We start from the raw sequence: 17,709 nt of genomic DNA, 5'->3' as shown, positions 1-17,709 counted from the left end.
GAGAATGCGAATCATTTATAGTTTGAGCTTGTCGAGTGGTTTAACTTCAATACGATAGTCGATGTAAAGCGTGGAGTCAGGACTCAAAGAAACGCAAGTTGGTGATGCTTTTTGCTGGTAAGGGTTAGCGGTTTGAGCGGTATTCGGAGACAAGCCAAAAGGTGAGCAAACCGGTTCCATTCCTAAACAGACATTGCGTCCATTCCACGGCTCTGCTTTAAACCCTCGGTTTGAATACCAAAGTAACAGATCTGGCAGTACGTCAAAGTCCCAATCCAAGGTCACCATCCAGTCTTCTTCAATATGGTGTAACGCGGCTTTGCCATCTGTCCTCTCCAGTTGCATCACTTCTTCTATGTCTTCTTTAAATGGAACGCGGGAGGCATCAATATTTCCACCCAGAATATGAGGCACGTCCTCAAGAGACAGAAAGGTTCTATCTGGCTGAAATTGCTGAGACCCTGGCAGTACGATAGATGGATGTGTGTGTCCTTTAGTGAATTTACCGGGGGCAATTTTTGCTCCTTGTGGTTGGTTGGGTAACCTTAGGCATGTATGCAACGACACAGGCTGGCAAGTAGGGCGTCTGGCTTGAATGCCAAGACGAAGATCCACCGCGGGAGCGTTAGGATCGGGTCGTAAAGTACGGGTCAGCCGGGCGATATCATGGTCGCTGGGGTAGTCTATGTACATGGAAATTTCGTTGTCTTCTGATGGCTCGAAAGTCCAGTTGTGATGAGAGCCATAGCCATGAACAAAATCTATCGATTCGTTCTCGTCCAAAATATCACCCCACGTTTTGGGAAAGTGTTCAGTTGGCATTGGATAACCAAAAGGCACACATGGCCATTCCCCCCTTAAATGTCTGGTGAGGTTATCCACTTCATCTCCGACTTCTTCGCCATGCCACGGCGCGATGTAGAAAGGGTTGACCTGTTTCCCATTGGGTAGAATGAAAACGCTTGGTCCGATCATGGCACCCATAGACTGTACGCTAATAGTGCCAAACTCCCACGCCAATGCGCGGGAGTCTGTATTTTTAGGTTTTTTCTTATTCATCTCAGACTCTCTGTAATCGGGACCAGTTTGGAATGTTCGCCCTATAGGTAGGCAAGCCTGCGACGTCACTGTGATAAAGCTGAATTTCTCCCGCTCGCTCGTCACCCTCCAACAGATAAGCGGCAGTCGTAACCAACAGGGTTTTCATATCTCTCCCTCCAAAGCACACATTGGTAGGGCGAGACGTGTTGACCTTGTACAGCGTCTCTAACTCGCCAGAATGGGTCAATCTTGCAATGCCCGAACCGTCCCATCTGGCACTCCAGATATGTCCTTCGCTATCCATGGCAGCGCCGTCCGGCACTCCATAGCTGTCGCCAAGTTTAGAAAACACTTCAGGTGAACCGATCGAACTCGTTTGCGCATGGAAAGGAGAGCGATAGATTTCACTCTTCATTGAATCAGCAAAATACAGCCATTTATCATCGGGTGAAAACACCATCATATTGAATACGCCAATGTGCGTCTGATGATTGCGAATGGTGTGTCTGTTGACCATAGAGAAGAAGTTGCCGTTTGCACCAATATCAAGAGGGCTGCCATCATCGGCGATGTTTTTCTGCATCGAACCCAGCCAGATATTACCGTTTCTGTCGACACCGCCATCATTCATCCGATTTAACGGATCAGAATCAATTTCAGTCCAAAGCACCCACTCGCGCTTCTTTAAATCGAGCAGATACAAACCGTCATAAAGGGTGACCAGCAATTTGTCGGGATCTTCTGAAGGCAAGGTATTAACGGGTGGTGCTGGTGTGGAGAAGGTAACCAGTTCTTCTTCATACAGTTTGTATTGAAACAGCAAAGAGCGAGTCACGTCTATCCAGAAAAAGGACTCTGTTTTATCGCACCAGCAGCATCCCTCTGCTAGATCGCAGCGGTCACCAATGGTTTTTTGAAAGTTCAGCATAGAGGTTACCTCTCTGTTGATTAGAAATGGTAGAAAAACTCATGACCGCCACCAAAGTGCTAATTCGGGGAATACGATCAATAAAACCAGAGCGACAATTTGCAGCGCGATAAAAGGAACCACGGCTTTGAAAATCATCCCTAGTGATATTTCAGGAGGTGCGACCGACTTAAGATAAAAGGCGGCAGGACCAAAAGGAGGTGTAAGAAAAGAAAGCTGCATGTTGAGTGAAAACACCACCCCAAACCAGATTGGGTCGTAGCCGATTTGATTGATGATCGGCACAAAAATAGGGAGGGTCAGTAAGGCGATGCCTACCCAGTCCAAAAACATGCCCAGAATGAACAAGATACCCATCATCAAGAACAGGATGTAAATCGGCTCGCCATCACCAAATGAAAGAATGAGTGATTCAATAAACCGAATCCCACCCATCAGGTTGTAAACCCCAACCAGTATCGATGCTCCGATACCAATCCAGATGATCATCCCAACGGTCTCGAGCGTTCGTATCGTGCTTTCTTTAATGAGTTTGAATGTGAGCTCTTTACGCACCCAGGTAGAAATCAGGATCCCGATAACACCCAAACCGGAGGCTTCGGTTACTGATGCGATACCAGAGTAGATAGAACCCAAGACCATAAAGGCGACGAGAACCGGAAGAATCACGCCTTTGAAAGCGACCAGTTTCTCTCTTAATGGTGCGTCGAGCTCCTGATCAGAGGCGATAGGTGCAACTGAAGGGTTGCTGTAAGCACGCACCAGAACATACGCCACATACATGGATGCCAGCATGAATCCAGGTACAAATGAAGACGTAAAGAGATCACTGATCGAAACGTTGGCAATCAACCCATAAATAATCAGTACAATGGATGGCGGCACCATAGAGCCTAATGCACCACCAGCAACGACGGTTCCTATCGCCAGGTTTGGATCGTATTTTTGCTTTAGCATTTGCGGTAGTGCGAGCAAGCCGAGTAATACGATTTCCCCCCCAATAATGCCAGACATGGCAGCCAGTAACACGGCAACCAGTAGTGTCTGGATGGCGACACCACCTCGCAGGCGACCTGAAACCAACCTCATGGCGTTAAACAGATCGGTTGCGATAGACGATCGATCAAGTATCGCCGCCATCAAGACAAACATGGGCACGGCAATAAAGACGTAGGAGGATATAAAAGCGTAGATTCTGCTGGCGAGCAGTGGTGTGGCTTTTGGTCCAATCCAGAACAGCAGAAAGAACATGGCGACAAAACTGGTCACGAAACTCAATGGCATGCCAAGAAGCAACAGCACGAGCAGCATGCCAAGTAATAGCAGGCTGCCCCATTCAATACCGATGGCAGAGAGTTCAAACATGCGACCCCCGAGTTAGTTTGTTGATTAATCGGAAAACAAATTGAATGAACATCAGGCAAAGAATGAGAAAGAGGGTGATTTTAATGAAAGCGGGAAAAGCGGGGTCCCACGCACTGCCCGTTGTTTCAAATCTAATGTCGCCATTGGGAGCAAACACAGCACGAAGAAGCACCTGCCAGGCTGCCCAGGCTAACATCCCGGTAGAAACGCAGCACATCGCATAAATAATGACATCAAGCCAGCGTCGGACTTTGGGAGAAACGGCGTCATAGATGATGACGACACGAATGTGCTTATCTTTTGCGACGCAGTGACTGCCTCCGTACACAAACAACAACGCGCCGATCATCACCGTGGTTTCGTGCACCCAGAAAGTAGGGCTGTCGAACACATACCGCTGAATGACTTCGTAAAATATAACGAGAGCACTAACCAGAAATAGAAAACTGATGGTGTGACCGACTTTTACAACCAGCCTGTCCAGGTAGTTCAAAGGTTCTTGCTGTTCACTTAAATCCATAAAACCTTCCTTGGCTTAAGGGGCTGTGCAAAAAAGCACAGCCGTGGTGTTGGACGGTTAACGGTTCAGCTAAAGCATGCCGTTGTCTGCCAAAAACTTGGTTATCGCTTTATAGACTTTTTGAGCATTAGGCGACTTTTTGGCGTACTTCTCCCACTCATTTTTGGCAATGGATCGGAACTTATTGCGCTCTGTTGCCGACCAGTCGTGAATCGTGATTTTTCCACCGGCTAATACTTCTGCCACCGCTTTCTGATCCGCCATTTTCAGGCGAGAAACCATCTGGCGGGCAAAATCGCGAACCGAAACATCAAGAATGGTTTGCAGATCGGCAGGCATGCTGTCCCAGGTTTCTTTGTTGATTGAAACCTCTAAGACTGGAAGAGAGTGGAAGCCCGGATAAACGGGGTGAGGGGCGATGTCGTGCATGCCTTGCTGGTGGTTGGTTGAAAACACCGTATAGTCTGCCGCATCAATAACGCCTTTATCGAGAGCGGTAAACACTTCCGAACCGGGTAAATTCACAGGGATTGCACCAGCCGCGGTGAAGATCGTCTGCACTAAACCTTCTGGCGCGCGCAACTTCAAGCCCTTAAGATCTGCTACTGAATCAAGTGGTTTCTTTGAAACAAAAGCTTCAAGACCTGTAGCGGAAGCACCAATAAAGTGAAGCCCGTAAGGCGCTAGCAGTTCCTGATAAAGTTCCTTGCCGCCGCCGTGTTCAATGAAGAGCAACATCTCGCTTGGGTCTGACCAGGCACCCACAGGGTTACCCAAAAGCCCGAACGCTGGATCTTTTCCTGAAAAATAACCTGTAGCCGTAATATGACCATCAAGGATGCCTGCGCTGATTGCGTCGATGGTTTCAGTGTGCTTCACCACAGAACCCACGGATAACACTTCAATCATCACTCGGTTATTGGTCATCTGAGCAACGCGTTCTGCCCATTCTTTTTTAAGCAGGAAGTTAGGGTTCCCAGAATTATCACTGGATTGGAACTTGAGTTTGTACGTCTCTTTGGCTGCATATGCAGTGGTGCCCACCACACAAAGCAGAAGCACGAGTAAGATTTGCTGTATCTGTCGTTTCATTGGTCTATCTCCATGTATAGTCAATGCTCCTTCCTTCTGGAGCCGTAAAACCTAGCCTCGACGTTGTTGTTTTATCTCTCACTTGTATTTTTTGTGTGGGTTATTTATTTGCGTGAATAACCTGCTGTTCTAAAAGTGTTTGTGTTTCTTCTTTGCTAAAACCAAATTCGGTGAGTACCTCAACAGAATGTTCTCCATACAGAGGAGCATGAGTGAGATCGCTACGCGACTTCTCCCCAAATCTGATTGCTGGTGAAACCGCTTTGTATTTCCCGCCGATGGGGTGTTCGATTGTGGTGATATGAGGTGCCGCTTGCGGGTGAGACAAAAACTCCTGATAGGAATTCACCACGTTGCACCAGACACCCAGAGGAGTAAGCAGTTCATCCCAATCCTGTGCTGAACGTGTTTTGAGTGTGTCGGCGACAAGGAAATAGATTTGGTCGCGCCACTCACACATATCGTCAATATCACTTTGCGAAGGGCGTTGAGATTTCAGAGTTTCTAACTCAGGTTTTTCCAGAGCCTGTGCGAGTACCGACAAGTCCGCCTGCGCAATGGCAAAATACCCAGACTGACATTGGTAGATCCCATAGGGCGGTTCCTGATATATCGACACGTGAGGCGCTTTGCTTCGTTTGGGAGGTGTGTCGGAGGCAAACCATGTGGCGATCTCCTGACATTGCATTTCCATAATGGCACCCATCATGGTGACAGACACTTCTTCGCCAACCTGAGTTCGGCTTCTGGCAATCAGAGCAGCTAGCACTCCTTCACACAGCATGTGAGATGCCGTGACATCCACCATGTAAAGAGGTGAGGGCATGGGCAAACCGTCTTCCCGGCCACCGTGCATGGTTAAGCCAGTAAACGCCTGCAACAACAAATCCTGACCGGGGCGATCTTTCATAGGACCGTCACTGCCATAACCACTGATTGAACCGACCACCAGAGACGGATTGATCGCCGAAAGCGATTCGAAATCTATACCCAGCTTTTTCGCTACTCTCGGGCGAAAGTTCTGAACCAGCACGTCTGACTGTTTTACCAAACGGTACAACGCGTTTCTGCCTTCCTCAGACTTAAGATCCATCACCAGCGAGCGTTTGTTTTGGTTCAAAGTCACATAGCAGGTGGCGTCACCAAACTTGGTGACATCGGCCATTGGGGCGTGGCGGGAAAAATCTCCGCCGCCCGGTGCTTCAATCTTAATAATATCTGCGCCCATTTCTCCCAGGCGCTGAGTGCACAGGGGACCAGCCATCGCAATCGTTAGATCCAGTACTTTTATTCCCTGTAATGGACCTTTATTTGAATTGGAGTTTTCCATTTATCGCCCCTTAAACACCGGTTCTCTTTTCTCGCCAAATGCTGCAATCCCTTCTGCGGCATCGTCCGTCATCATGCACAGCGTATAGCCGTCGTTTTCCCAGGATAAACCTTGCTCAATCGAGGTTCCCTGACTCTGGCGAATCACATTTTTAGCCGACTGAACCGCAATCGGCGGGTTCTGTGCGATGCGCTTTGCAAGACGTTTTGCTTCCGACATCAGGTCATCTTCCGAAACGATTTTCTGAACAAAACCCACTCGGTGAGATTCTTCTGCGCTCATTAGCTCGCCCGTAAGGATCCACATGGCTGCGTTTCCAAACCCAACCAGACGAGGGAGAATAGAGGTGTTACCACTCCCTGCGTGCCAGCCTCGCTGTATTTCAGGAGCACCAAACCGGGAACGTGGTGTCGCGATTCGAATGTCACAGCAAATCGCAACTTCCAGTCCGCCTCCTAAGCAATAGCCATCAATGGCTGCAATCGCAGGCTTGCGCAAATGGAGAAGTGGGGCGATGTAATCACGGTCGTAATTGGCGCGGTTTCGTCCTTCCCACGCAGTGCCAAGATCATCAAGCATGTTGACGTCACTGCCAGCAGAAAAAGCGCGTTCACCCTGACCCGCAATCACCAGCACTTTGATGTCGTCATCCGTGTCGACCTGCTTGGCATACTGGACGATTTCTGTCCCCATCGCGGCAGTAATCGCATTGAGCTTGTCTGGGCGATTGAGCGTGAGCGTCGCAATGCCATCTTCGACGTTGAATAAAATATGGTCCGACATAATTCCTCTCTATAGTTCGTAAATTGGTGGCGTTATTTAGATTGTTGTTTTTCAGAGCGGGCGAGACGCCACTGACCAATAGCAACAGCAAGAACCAGCAATAAGCCTTTAGCCACGAGTTGATAAAACGTTGGAATACCGAGTAAATTCATGCCATTTGATAGTGTGGCAAGAAGCAATACCGCCAGCATGGTGCCAAAGACGGTCCCTTTACCGCCGGCGAGTAATGCGCCGCCCAGAAACACGGCGGTGATCGCTTCCAATTCCAGCCCTTGTGTTCCGGATGCGGGTTGACCAGAGCTTGTTCTGGCCGTCACGATGACGCCTGCTAATCCGGAAAGCGCACCCGAAATGGCGTAAATGTAAAAGCGCATACGAGTCAGGTTGATACCCGCCAGTCTTGCGGCGGCGGGGTTGCCCCCCATGGAGTAAATGGAACGACCAAATACCGTGTAGCGCATGATGAAGTGCCCCATAAGCGCCACAATCACGAGGATGATAAAAGCGACGGGAATGCCGGGAAAATCGCCGAATGCCATCACTCTTCCTGAACCTAAATAGGCAAGCCCCTGATCCAAAACACCTACAGGTCGGCCACCGGGCGCAATTAAGAAAGCGACTCCCCGAAAAGCCGAGAAAGTTGCCAGAGTTGCCACCACCGGATTGACTTTGAGGTGGGAAATAATGGCAGCATTGACCAGCCCGAGTACCAAGCCAATCGCAATGCCTCCTGCGATACCCCCAGCCACGGTTCCCATTTGGGTCACGATAATGGCGCAGATAACCGACGCGCAGCCCGCGATAGAACCGACGGATATATCAAGCCCTTGGGACACGATCACCAGTGTCATCCCGACAGCAATAAGCCCGACAACCGCCATGTTCTGACCAATGTTGAGCAGGTTACGGGGTGAAAAAAAGTATTCGGTTTGGGTGGTGATTAAAGCCACCATGATGATCAGAGCAATAATCAGCGACAGGTTTTCTACACCAACCAGATCGGTCATTCTTTTTAGCAAAGAAGGTTTCGGGTTGGGCGCTTTAACTGAAACCGAGGCTGCTTCATTTTTGGGCATGTGACTCTTCCTTGAACACAATATTTAATGAACGGCTTTACCGCTAATGGCAAAGTTAACGATGGACTCTTCGGTGGCTTCCTGACTGGGAATAGGGGCAGAGATTTCACCTTCATGCATCACGATGATGCGATCAGACATAGACAGCAGCTCGGGCATTTCAGATGAAATCATCATGATGGCCATGCCTTGTTGTGCCAGTCGATCTATCAGACGGTAAATTTCTGCTTTAGCACCCACATCCACCGCCCGAGTGGGCTCATCAAGAATGAGCACTTTCGGGTTTGCGGCAAGCCAGCGAGCCAGAACCACTTTTTGCTGATTTCCTCCAGATAGCTTCCCAACCTCCTGATCTAAACTCGGGGTTTTGATTTCTAACTGATTAATGAAGGGGGTGATGGTTTCGCCCATTTTGGCGTAGCGTAAAATGCCAAAGCGAGCCAGAGCCGAGTACACCGCCATAGAGGCGTTTTCCAAAACGGAGCGAACTAAGATCAGCCCCTCCGCTTTGCGGTTTTCTGGGGCAAATCCAATGTTGGCTTTAATGGCATCGGCAGGGGATGAGATTTTCTGTTCTTTCCCTGCGACAAAGACCTGCCCAGAGTTTTTTGGGAACTCTCCAAACAGCACTTTTGCCAGTTCTGTTCTTCCAGCACCGACCAGTCCGGCAAACCCTAAGATTTCGCCTGCCTTGATTTGAAAACTGATGTCTTTATGCCAGTGGCTCGACAAGTTTTTCACTTCAAAAACGACGTCTTGCTGGCTTGCATTCTCTCTTTGAAAACTGTGTACCAGTTCACGTCCTACCATCATGCTGACGATCTGATCTTCATTGGTCTCAGAGGCGTTAACGTCTCCTGTGACCAAACCGTCTTTTAACACCACAATGCGATCCGCGATTTCCATGATCTCGTGCAAACGGTGAGAGACGTAGATAACCCCAAGCCCTTCGGCTTGTAATGTCCGAATCAGGCGAAACAGCTTTGTGCATTCTTCGGTGGTTAACGACGAAGTGGGTTCGTCAAACGCCACCACTTTCGCACCGTGTTTGACGGCTCTCAGGATCTCAACAATGTGCATCTGGGCAGGGGAAAGCTTATGCCCTAAGGTATGAACATCGAGCATGCCAGTGAAGCCGTATTTCTCCAGCAATCGCTCTGTGCTTTGCACTATTTCAGAGTGATCCACTCTGCCATCCTGAGTCTGGGGGTATTCACCAATAAACACGTTTTCAGCGGCAGAAATGTAAGGCACTATTTCCGGTTCCTGACGGACAAGACGAAAGCCAGCATCTCTGGACTGAAGCGGTGTTGCTGCACTGATGTCAGAGCCGTCTAAACTGACCTGACCTTTATCCAGTTGGTAATCACCGCACAATATTTTCAGGAGTGTTGATTTGCCTGCTCCGTTCTCACCGATAAAGGCGACTACTTCCCCTGAATCGACCTTCATCGAAACATGAGAGAGGGCTTTGACGCCTGGAAAAGATTTCCAGACGTCCTGTACAGACAATACCGTTGCCGATTCCATATTGATTCCTCAATTACAGGGCATGAATGTCTGATAGTTTGAGGCATCGACTATGGTGGTGTTCGCGACCGTTTTAAGTGGCAGCGGCTGACCAGACTCAATGGATTTAATTAACGCGCGGGCAGCCGCTTCACCAACATCAACTCCGCTGATGTAAAGCGCGGCTTTGAACCCGCTTGGGATATTGGCTTTCCAAGGGCGGCACGCTTCATAAGCACCAAGACCAACTGCGATAACATCTTTAGCAGGGAAGCCTGCATTTTTAAGAGCATTTGTTGCACCGAGTACACCTTCATCGTTACAGGCAAAAACAACCCACTTATTGATGCTTGGATGTGAGGTGATAACAGGTCCCGTTGCTGTCAGGCTGCTGTCTGTAGTACCTGAATAGGCGACAGGGTAGATCTTGCTGGCATCAGCACCCGCGGCGATCACTTGCTCCCGAGACGCGTCAGTCCGGTCATTACACACCGATACTGTCTGCACTTCGACACTCAGGACACCGTAATCGTTTTTCTCCAGCCACCCAGATTCTTTCAAAAGTTTTCCGGCTCGCTGACCCACTTTTGTTCCCATCGCTTTGCCATCGAATCCGGCGAATGGAATCGGATTTCCATCTCCATCCTTAAGCGGATCATCGGTGGCAATGACTGGGATCCCGGCTTCTTTCGCCGCGCGAGCGACTGCTGGACCAAGAGCCTGATCCGGCGCCGTAATCGCGATGGCTTTCGCACCAGACGCAATCGCATCGGTCACCGCATTGATGGCGAGGTTAGCGTCGAGTTCCACATTAATGATTTTTGCTGAGTAACCCAGAGACTGGGCAGCGTCTTTAAATCCGTTGCCTTGATCAATGAAGTATTGCTGAGTACCACTTTTGTAGATGGCAACAATTTCTCCATTACTTGCACTTGCGCTCGCAACTGCCAGCAACGCAGACAAGGCAACGATCGAACTTCCTTTGTTCATGTTTCTTTCCTTGTGGTGGTTGGTTATTTTTTGTACTTTAGATTATTATATGTTTATCAGACAAAGATGATGTGATCAAGCACAGGAAAAATAGAAATGCAGCGTTTAACAGGGAAAGTAGCAATCGTGACCGGAGCCGGTCGGGGGATCGGAAAAGCCATTGCACATCGGTTTTCAAGTGAAGGTGCAACAGTGGTAATCGCAGAGCGGGATGGCAGGCTGGGCAAGGAAAGTGCAGCGTCCATTCAGAGTAAAACAGGGAACCCCGTGGTCTGTATTACAACGGATATTTCGGACTCTAATTCGGTATCCGCAATGGTCAAAGAGACGAGCTCATTATTTGGAAGTGTGGACGTTCTGGTAAACAACGCGGGTATTGCGGTATTCAAAGAACCACTGGATATGGCTCAGGATGACTGGGACTTATGCATGAAAGTGGATCTTGAAGGTGCCTGGTATTGTTGTAAGGCGGTATTGCCTTTTATGCTTGAGAAAAGAAATGGGGCGATCATCAATATCATTTCTAATCACGCTTTTTCCATCATTCCTAAAACGTTTCCATACCCTGTTGCCAAACATGCTCTGCTGGGGATGACGCGCTCTTTGGCTCTGGAATACGCAGGGGAAGGCATCGCTGTTAACGCCATTTCCCCCGGATACACCGATACTCAAATCGCACAGGATGAATTTAATAAATCGGACAATCCAGACGAAGAACGGGCAAAGGTAGAAGCCAAGCAACCCGTTGGGAGGTTATGCAAACCCGAAGAAGTGGCGGCGGTCGCCGCGATGCTCGCTTCTGAAGAAGCGCGGTTTATGATAGGAGAAAACCTAGTGATGGATGGTGGCGTGACGATACGAATGTACGAGTAATACATTTCGCGAAATTTGAAAGTAGATATTAAACACAGCTCCACCTACTGGAGCTGTGTTCGTGTATTGATCTATGCGGATTCTAAATACGCTTTTCTTTCCGCTAACGCTGTGAGCACTGGTCCTTGTCCCCAAGGAACAATTTTATTCAGAGGGACATGCCAATAGTGTTCATCCACTAGAGCGGACATCACTGCCGCAGACACACCCATTAAGTTTCCGTCGTTATCCAGATTTTTAACCATCGCCTCAAATGCGAGGTTGGCAGGCTTTTCAAAGGTTTCAGGATCCAGAATGCCTGCTTTCATTCCACGATAAAAAGCGGTCGCCATAAAAGCAGCAGTGGAAGATTCAGGACCTGATCGCTCTTCGTGAATCATCGCGTACCAGTTGCCATCTGGAAGCTGGAATTCCAGCATCTTACTGGCTAATTGCTGAGCCTGTTCTTTAACCGTGTTTGCACCTTCTACATGAGAGGCGTAGTGAGCGACGTCCAGTAAGCCCAGCAGCGCCCATCCTTGCCCACGACCCCAGCCATCAATGTACGATTGCTTGGTGTCTTCCAGCCAGTAGTGACGATAAAGCCCAAGCTCAGGGTTAAACAGAAATTGTCGATAACCGAGTATTTCGCGAACTGCTCTTTCTCCCCAGTTGCCTGAAGGGTCGATATGAGACAGGTGAGCATAGAAAGGTGGATCGAAGTGCATGCAGTCGAGCCAGATACCAGCCCCCGGATTGAGCATTTGTTTTTGTTGCTCCTCAGATAGCGGAACGCCGCCGTATGGCTGTCTGAGTGAGCGAAGGGTGTCTTCAAAGGTGACGGGCACACCATCAATATTGCGTCTTTCACTCAAATGGTGCGCTAAGTCGATGGTGGCCTGTTTCAGGTTTTCGTCTTTCTTTCTCTCGATGATCGAGCACATGATGTGACCTGGTGCGGTATTGTCATCCAGTTGAAACGGGGTTCGTCTGGTAGCCCAGCCGCGGAAAAATCCCCAGGTAAAGTCAGACCATCGGTTATCACCAAGATAATCTGACGCTGCCAGTAAACCTTCAAACCCTACAGAATCGCCGTAGAACCACCCCTGAAAGGGGTGCTCTAATAATCGGTCGGCGACATTGGCAATGATTTCATTTCCTAATACATCCTTGTTCATGTAAGTCCTTTAAGGGTATACAGACCCTAGTTGTTAACCAATTTCATTCCCTCGTGAGCATCACTGATTGCACGATTGATAAGCGCTTTCATTGCTTCCTCTGCAACGGTCGCGTCTCCTGCCATAAAGGCGTCGTATACGTCTTGGTGAAGAACGTGGCTTTCTTCCATCCCTATCATTTTGTCGGTGTATCCTTTGCCTTTCATTTGCAAATCAATGAGCAAGGCGAGGGCCGCTTCAATAACAAGAAACAGGTGATTGAGCAGTTCCGACTGAACGCACGCAATTAACGCACGATGAAATTCCAGATCCGTTTCAATAAAGCGGTTTCGTCTTTCCTGCTCAGGTGCGTTATCGTCTTCAAACACTGCCACTTTTGCATTCCATGCATCGGTAACTCGCTGGCGGTCTGAATCCGTTGCGGTTTGAGTGGCAGAAAAGGTAATACCCGGTTCGAGGACGAGTCGGGTTTTAAGCAGATCGTTCAGCAGGTCGTGAGTTTCGCCAGACTTGATTCGCCATTCCATTAAGTCTGGGTCGAGCAGACGCCATTTTGAGCGGGGCTGTACGCGTGTCCCATCCGAAGTTCGGCTAAAAATAAGCCCTTTGGCAGAAAGCATACGAAAGGCTTCTCGAATGACAGAGCGACTCACACCCAGCTCTTCAACTAAGGCGGCTTCTTTGGGCACGGCTTCATTCTCACTCCATTCACCGCCCACAATGCGAACACCAAGGTGTTCAACAACGGTTCCGAGAATGCCGCGGTGTTTGATTGATCCTTCAAGCAAGCTTGCGCGATTCAGTAAGCTATTTTTACTCATGTACGCTCTCCATATTTATATGTTTATCATATTAACACACAAAATAAAGCGCTGCTTACTTCATAACCAGATGAGAAATGATCGGGGAGGAGAGAGGTGTTATTGAAATGCCTTTTGCCTTTATATCAAAAATTGAGCAGGAGCGATCCATCGGTGCTGATAAACAAGATTTGGGACAAGTAAAGTCGCCGTTTTTCAGACGTTAAAGGAATAGTTTTACGTGAGAAAGGTCGGTGGAAAACAAAGAAGCAGCAACACGGGGAAGCTGCTTTTTAATGTGAATTAGAATGGGAGTGGATTACCACTCTGCGAAGGAGCCGTCTTCATTTGTCCAATGTGGGTTTCGCCATTTAGGTTGTGAAAGGGCTTTTTGATGCTGCTCGCGCATAAAGTCTTCGTCTATGTCGATGCCTAACCCCGGTCCTTCAATGTTAAGGCAGTAGCCTTTTTTAAAATCGAAGACATCTTTATTGGTTACGTAATCGAGAACATCGTTTCCTTTGTTGTAGTGCATCCCGATACTTTGTTCCTGAATGATGGCATTCTGGCAGGAGGTATCAATATGAACAGACGACGCCAGCGCAATTGCGCCCAGTGGGCAGTGAGGGGCGAGTGCGACGTCGTAAGCTTCTGCCATCGAGGCGATTTTTTTCAGTTCGGTAATACCGCCACAGTGACAAACGTCAGGCTGAATAATGTCGACGCCACCATGTTCCAACAGCTTTTTGAAATCCCATCGAGAATGTAATCGCTCACCAGTAGCAATAGGAATGGCACCATAGCGGGCAATCTCGTGGATACAGTCGAAATGTTCTGCCAGTACGGGCTCTTCCACGAACATAGGGTGCATTGGCTCCAGCTCTTTCATCATGACTTTCGCCATGGCTTTGTGAACCCGCCCATGAAAGTCGATTCCAATACCAAAATCCTTACCCAGTGCATCGCGAATACCCTGAACTCTATCGAGCAGCGCGTCTACCTTGCTGTAATTGTCGATGAAATTCAGCTCTTCGGTGCCATTCATTTTGATGGCATTAAACCCTAATGATTTTCGTTCCTTTGCCATGCGGACTACATCGTTGGGTCTGTCACCTCCAATCCAGGAGTAGGTTTGGATTTTGTCGCGGCACTTGCCTCCGAGAAGCTGATAAATAGGAGAGTCTAGTGCTTTGCCTTTGATGTCCCAAAGTGCCTGATCAATACCTGAAAGGGCGCTCATCATTACTGCGCCACCTCGGTAAAAGGTTGACCGGTGAAGGTAGTTCCAGTGCAGTTCTATGTCTTTTGGATCTTTACCAATAAGGTATTCCATTAACTCATCAACGCAGGTATGAACTGTGTGCGTTCTGCCTTCTAAACAGGGCTCTCCCCAGCCTGTAATGCCTTCGTCGGTGGTGATTTTTAAAAAGCCCCATCGGGGTGCCACTATAAATGTTTCGTAACCAGTAATTTTCATATAACGCCTTCAATAAGTCTTTGAGTAAAAGGGAATTCGCCTTTAACGTTCTGTGGAATTTAAGGATGCCCAACAATCCCGAAACGCTTTGGCACGCGTTCGCAAATCAGATGGCGTAATCCCTTTCTTATACAGCCCCGACCCTAAGCCAAACCCGTCGACACCAGCATCAATGTAGGACTGCAATTGATCTTTGTCGGCTTCAATACCACCTGTTGGGCAACAAATCATGTTTGGAGGCAGAACCGATTTAATGGCTTTAATGCCGATTGGTTGAATCAGTTCGGCGGGGAAAAATTTCAGTGCGCTTGTGCCATGTTCAATGGCAGAAAAGGCTTCCGAAGGAGTTTGAACCCCAGTGAAGACAACGCAATCGTGCTCTCTGGCTGTGGAGACCACGTCGGGGTTCAGGTTAGGAGTGACGATCAGTTTGGCACCGGTTTCGATAACGGGCATCAGCTTATCTACCGTTGTTACGGTTCCTGCACCTATAATGGCTTTATCGCCAAAGTGCTGCACCAGCTTTTCTATGCTTTTTACTGCATCTGGAGAGTTCAGCGGTACTTCAATAAATCGAAAATCATACTCCAGAAGCACGCTGGTAATGTCGATGACTTCATCAGGCTTTACGCCGCGAAGTATGGCGATAAGTGGCAGGGTGTTAAACCATTCATTATTTCTAAGCTGATCAGTGTTCATTGCAGTTCTCGCTGTTGTAAATGGTTGTCATACCTTTCAAAAAGCACTGGTCGCCATCATGAATCTGGTGGCGAATATTCAGATAACTCAATGCGTTGGAATAGCGGTTGCTTAAACCTTTTGAGCCGACCAGGTGGACTTCTTCCTGTTCATCGATCTTGGAGAATTCATGACCAATGAGAAGCCCAGAAATGTATGAGTGGACATGCGCTTCTTTGATGTCTTTTGTTAAACGGAATGATCTCGCGCTGAACAAAACGTGATTTAAAGGGTGGCTGATGCCGATATCCAGACCTTTGTTAAACACAGCTTCATCGGGTTCCTGTTCTGGTAAGGCTTTGCCTAACAAGCTATGGCTGGTCAGAACGGAATAGAGTTCACCAGTCATCACAGTAGAGAAGTGCATCAGTTGATCGTTTTTCCAGACCGCATGCTTGCTGTGTGTGCCGCATAAAATAGCTGTGAAATCCTGCTGGAGTTGGTCACTTAACCCCACCAACTGAACCTCTTCCCCCCGCATCACATCTGGGTGACCAAAAACATTCTGGCAAAGAACGCCAGCAACAATCTTCGCCTGGATTCCCGAAAGCAAGGTCACGGTTTTAGACCTCTTAGCAATATCAGAAATAGTCGCGGGGGCAGGGAGGTAAGGCACTTCACGCCAGCCCTGTTGAGAACCAACCATTCCAGCCATTATGACGGGCAGCGGACCATGACTCTCAGTCCAGTGGTGAATCAGCCCGTCAAATTCTTCGGGGAATTGTTGGTGTTTAACGGAAAGCAACCCTTTAGGAGCCTGAATGGTGTCCAAACAGTCGCCTGATTCAGACATCAGAAATGCTCTGAAATTGGTTGTTCCCCAGTCTACGGCAATCCATTGCCCAGTCATAAAAACTCCATGTATTACTTTAAATTCAATCTTGTAATACAAGATTGATGAGTGTGAGAACACTCCAAAAGCCAGGTGCCTGCAACTCAGGCTAGCGAATCAAATCGCTGGCTTTCAGCTCTTTAACGGTTTTACTTGTTGCGTCTAATACAATCTCGCGCATTGTTTCCCGAGCTTGTTCGGGGTTTCTCATTCGCACTGCATCCATCACTTTGTAGTGATCTTGCAAAGCAGGTTGGCTTAGCGTCATGTTTTGCTCTAGCGTTCGGGTAAACGACACCGCCATCGTTGTTGTCAGAGCATCACCAAGCGAAATCAAAAACGGGTTTTTGGTCGCCACTAAAAGCTGCTTATGAAATTCCATATCACCCATTCTGACTTTCTCTCGGTCGCCCTCCGCCAAACCTGTTTCCATCAGGTTGTAGCCTTTTTCTATAGCGGCTAGGTTGTCTCCGGTGGCATTTAACGCCGCTAACGCTGCTGCGTTTGGTTCAACCATTAAACGCACTTCAAGCAGGTGGGGAATAAAGGTATCGGACTCTTTGAATTCAGCCACCCAGCGCAAAACGTCGTGATCCAGCCAGTTCCATTTATCCGGTGTGTTGGCAACACTTCCCACCTTGGGGGTTATGGTAATCAGCCCTTTGCTGGCTAACGTTTGTAATGCGCTTCTTACCGATGTTCTCGATACGCCCATGGCAAGTGCCAATTCGTTTTCTCCTTTAAGAAAGGAGCCCGGCTGAATGTTTTCTTTCAATAGGTCATAAACAATCTGGTCAATTGCCAGTTTCGATTTAGATATTCTCATTTATGAATTCATTAATTCTGTTCTTGTCATACATGGTGGGTTAAAAAGTAACCAAAAACAGTGAGAGATGTCTTGTTTTATTGTTTTTATTGTCAATAACGGAGGGAGAATCAATCAATGACTATCCATTAACATTCATTGATCTTTAAGGTGTGTATGGAGTTGAGAAACCTTTAGCAACACAAGAGAATATGCGTCGCTAAAGGCGAGGGTGTAGGTAATAAAGCTTATTTAACAGGTTTTTAAGCAAAAGAAGCTGCTGCTTCAGGTGTGGTTTCATCAAAAAGCGAAGCAATGTGTTCTGGGTTGTAACCCGAACTCACAGGTACACGAATAAGTTTTACTCCGGCACTTTCACAAGCGTGTGATAAT

17 protein-coding genes are annotated in these 17,709 nt (G+C 48.2%); 1 reads left to right on the top strand and 16 read right to left on the bottom strand.

The genetic code is table 11. The features are described 5' to 3' along the window. Window positions 1–15: 15 nt before the first annotated feature. The 10 genes from INR79_RS09835 to INR79_RS09790 all read right to left on the bottom strand — a co-directional run bounded on the left by INR79_RS09835 (window position 16) and on the right by INR79_RS09790 (window position 10,634). A complete protein-coding gene (locus INR79_RS09835; RefSeq protein ID WP_223093920.1) occupies window positions 16–1,059 on the bottom strand; it encodes a hypothetical protein in 1,044 nt (347 codons plus the stop codon). A gap of 1 nt (window position 1,060) precedes the next feature. Beyond that, entirely contained in the window at window positions 1,061–1,969 is a 909-nt protein-coding gene (locus tag INR79_RS09830; RefSeq protein ID WP_223093918.1) for an SMP-30/gluconolactonase/LRE family protein, read from the bottom strand. 39 nt (window positions 1,970–2,008) lie between these two features. Continuing rightward, the gene (locus INR79_RS09825) at window positions 2,009–3,334 is read right to left on the bottom strand and encodes a TRAP transporter large permease subunit (RefSeq protein WP_022550753.1); all 1,326 of its coding nucleotides are present in this window, start codon (window positions 3,332–3,334) and stop codon (window positions 2,009–2,011) included. Next, complete coding sequence (locus INR79_RS09820; protein WP_004398192.1) at window positions 3,327–3,854, bottom strand: TRAP transporter small permease subunit; 528 nt, start codon at window positions 3,852–3,854, stop codon at window positions 3,327–3,329. Before INR79_RS09820 ends, INR79_RS09825 begins: the two co-directional genes overlap by 8 nt. Window positions 3,855–3,923: 69 nt before the next feature. Continuing rightward, the gene (locus tag INR79_RS09815) at window positions 3,924–4,946 is read right to left on the bottom strand and encodes a TRAP transporter substrate-binding protein (protein WP_223093916.1); all 1,023 of its coding nucleotides are present in this window, start codon (window positions 4,944–4,946) and stop codon (window positions 3,924–3,926) included. 100 nt (window positions 4,947–5,046) lie between these two features. Next, window positions 5,047–6,276, bottom strand: a complete 1,230-nt coding sequence (locus INR79_RS09810) for a CaiB/BaiF CoA transferase family protein (RefSeq protein ID WP_223093914.1) — start codon at window positions 6,274–6,276, stop codon at window positions 5,047–5,049. Beyond that, window positions 6,277–7,059, bottom strand: a complete 783-nt coding sequence (locus INR79_RS09805; protein ID WP_022550750.1) for an enoyl-CoA hydratase/isomerase family protein — start codon at window positions 7,057–7,059, stop codon at window positions 6,277–6,279. A 32-nt stretch (window positions 7,060–7,091) separates the two neighbouring features. Then, window positions 7,092–8,135, bottom strand: coding sequence for an ABC transporter permease (locus INR79_RS09800; RefSeq protein ID WP_223093912.1), 1,044 nt, complete (start codon window positions 8,133–8,135; stop codon window positions 7,092–7,094). A 24-nt stretch (window positions 8,136–8,159) separates the two neighbouring features. Then, window positions 8,160–9,665, bottom strand: a complete 1,506-nt coding sequence (locus INR79_RS09795) for a sugar ABC transporter ATP-binding protein (protein WP_223093910.1) — start codon at window positions 9,663–9,665, stop codon at window positions 8,160–8,162. Between the two features lie 9 nt (window positions 9,666–9,674). Next, the gene (locus tag INR79_RS09790) at window positions 9,675–10,634 is read right to left on the bottom strand and encodes an arabinose ABC transporter substrate-binding protein (protein WP_223093908.1); all 960 of its coding nucleotides are present in this window, start codon (window positions 10,632–10,634) and stop codon (window positions 9,675–9,677) included. Between the two features lie 96 nt (window positions 10,635–10,730). Here INR79_RS09790 and INR79_RS09785 point away from each other — a divergent pair, with 96 nt between their 5' ends. Further along, a complete protein-coding gene (locus INR79_RS09785; protein WP_223093906.1) occupies window positions 10,731–11,507 on the top strand; it encodes an SDR family oxidoreductase in 777 nt (258 codons plus the stop codon). 71 nt (window positions 11,508–11,578) lie between these two features. Here INR79_RS09785 and INR79_RS09780 read toward each other — a convergent pair whose 3' ends face one another. The 6 genes from INR79_RS09780 to INR79_RS09755 all read right to left on the bottom strand — a co-directional run bounded on the left by INR79_RS09780 (window position 11,579) and on the right by INR79_RS09755 (window position 17,337). Further along, entirely contained in the window at window positions 11,579–12,664 is a 1,086-nt protein-coding gene (locus INR79_RS09780) for a glycoside hydrolase family 88 protein (protein ID WP_223093905.1), read from the bottom strand. Window positions 12,665–12,690: 26 nt separating this feature from the next. Continuing rightward, window positions 12,691–13,485 (bottom strand): FadR/GntR family transcriptional regulator, encoded by a 795-nt coding sequence (locus INR79_RS09775; RefSeq protein WP_022592603.1) that lies wholly within the window; start codon window positions 13,483–13,485, stop codon window positions 12,691–12,693. Between the two features lie 298 nt (window positions 13,486–13,783). Next, the gene (gene dgoD, locus INR79_RS09770; protein ID WP_223093903.1) at window positions 13,784–14,941 is read right to left on the bottom strand and encodes a galactonate dehydratase; all 1,158 of its coding nucleotides are present in this window, start codon (window positions 14,939–14,941) and stop codon (window positions 13,784–13,786) included. 42 nt (window positions 14,942–14,983) lie between these two features. Beyond that, window positions 14,984–15,640, bottom strand: a complete 657-nt coding sequence (locus tag INR79_RS09765; RefSeq protein WP_223093901.1) for a 2-dehydro-3-deoxy-6-phosphogalactonate aldolase — start codon at window positions 15,638–15,640, stop codon at window positions 14,984–14,986. Further along, window positions 15,630–16,529, bottom strand: a complete 900-nt coding sequence (locus INR79_RS09760) for a 2-dehydro-3-deoxygalactonokinase (RefSeq protein ID WP_223093899.1) — start codon at window positions 16,527–16,529, stop codon at window positions 15,630–15,632. The genes INR79_RS09765 and INR79_RS09760 overlap by 11 nt, the downstream gene beginning before the upstream one ends. Before the next feature lie 91 nt (window positions 16,530–16,620). Then, window positions 16,621–17,337: a FadR/GntR family transcriptional regulator gene (locus INR79_RS09755; RefSeq protein WP_022611457.1), complete on the bottom strand. Its 717-nt coding sequence runs from the start codon at window positions 17,335–17,337 to the stop codon at window positions 16,621–16,623. Window positions 17,338–17,709: the final 372 nt, after the last annotated feature.

The organism is Vibrio sp. SCSIO 43132 (genome assembly GCF_019904195.1).
In the GTDB taxonomy this organism is placed as follows: Bacteria; Pseudomonadota; Gammaproteobacteria; order Enterobacterales; family Vibrionaceae; genus Vibrio; species Vibrio nigripulchritudo.
Note: the sequence above shows the minus strand (reverse complement) of the source record. Positions and strands in the feature narration are given on the sequence as shown.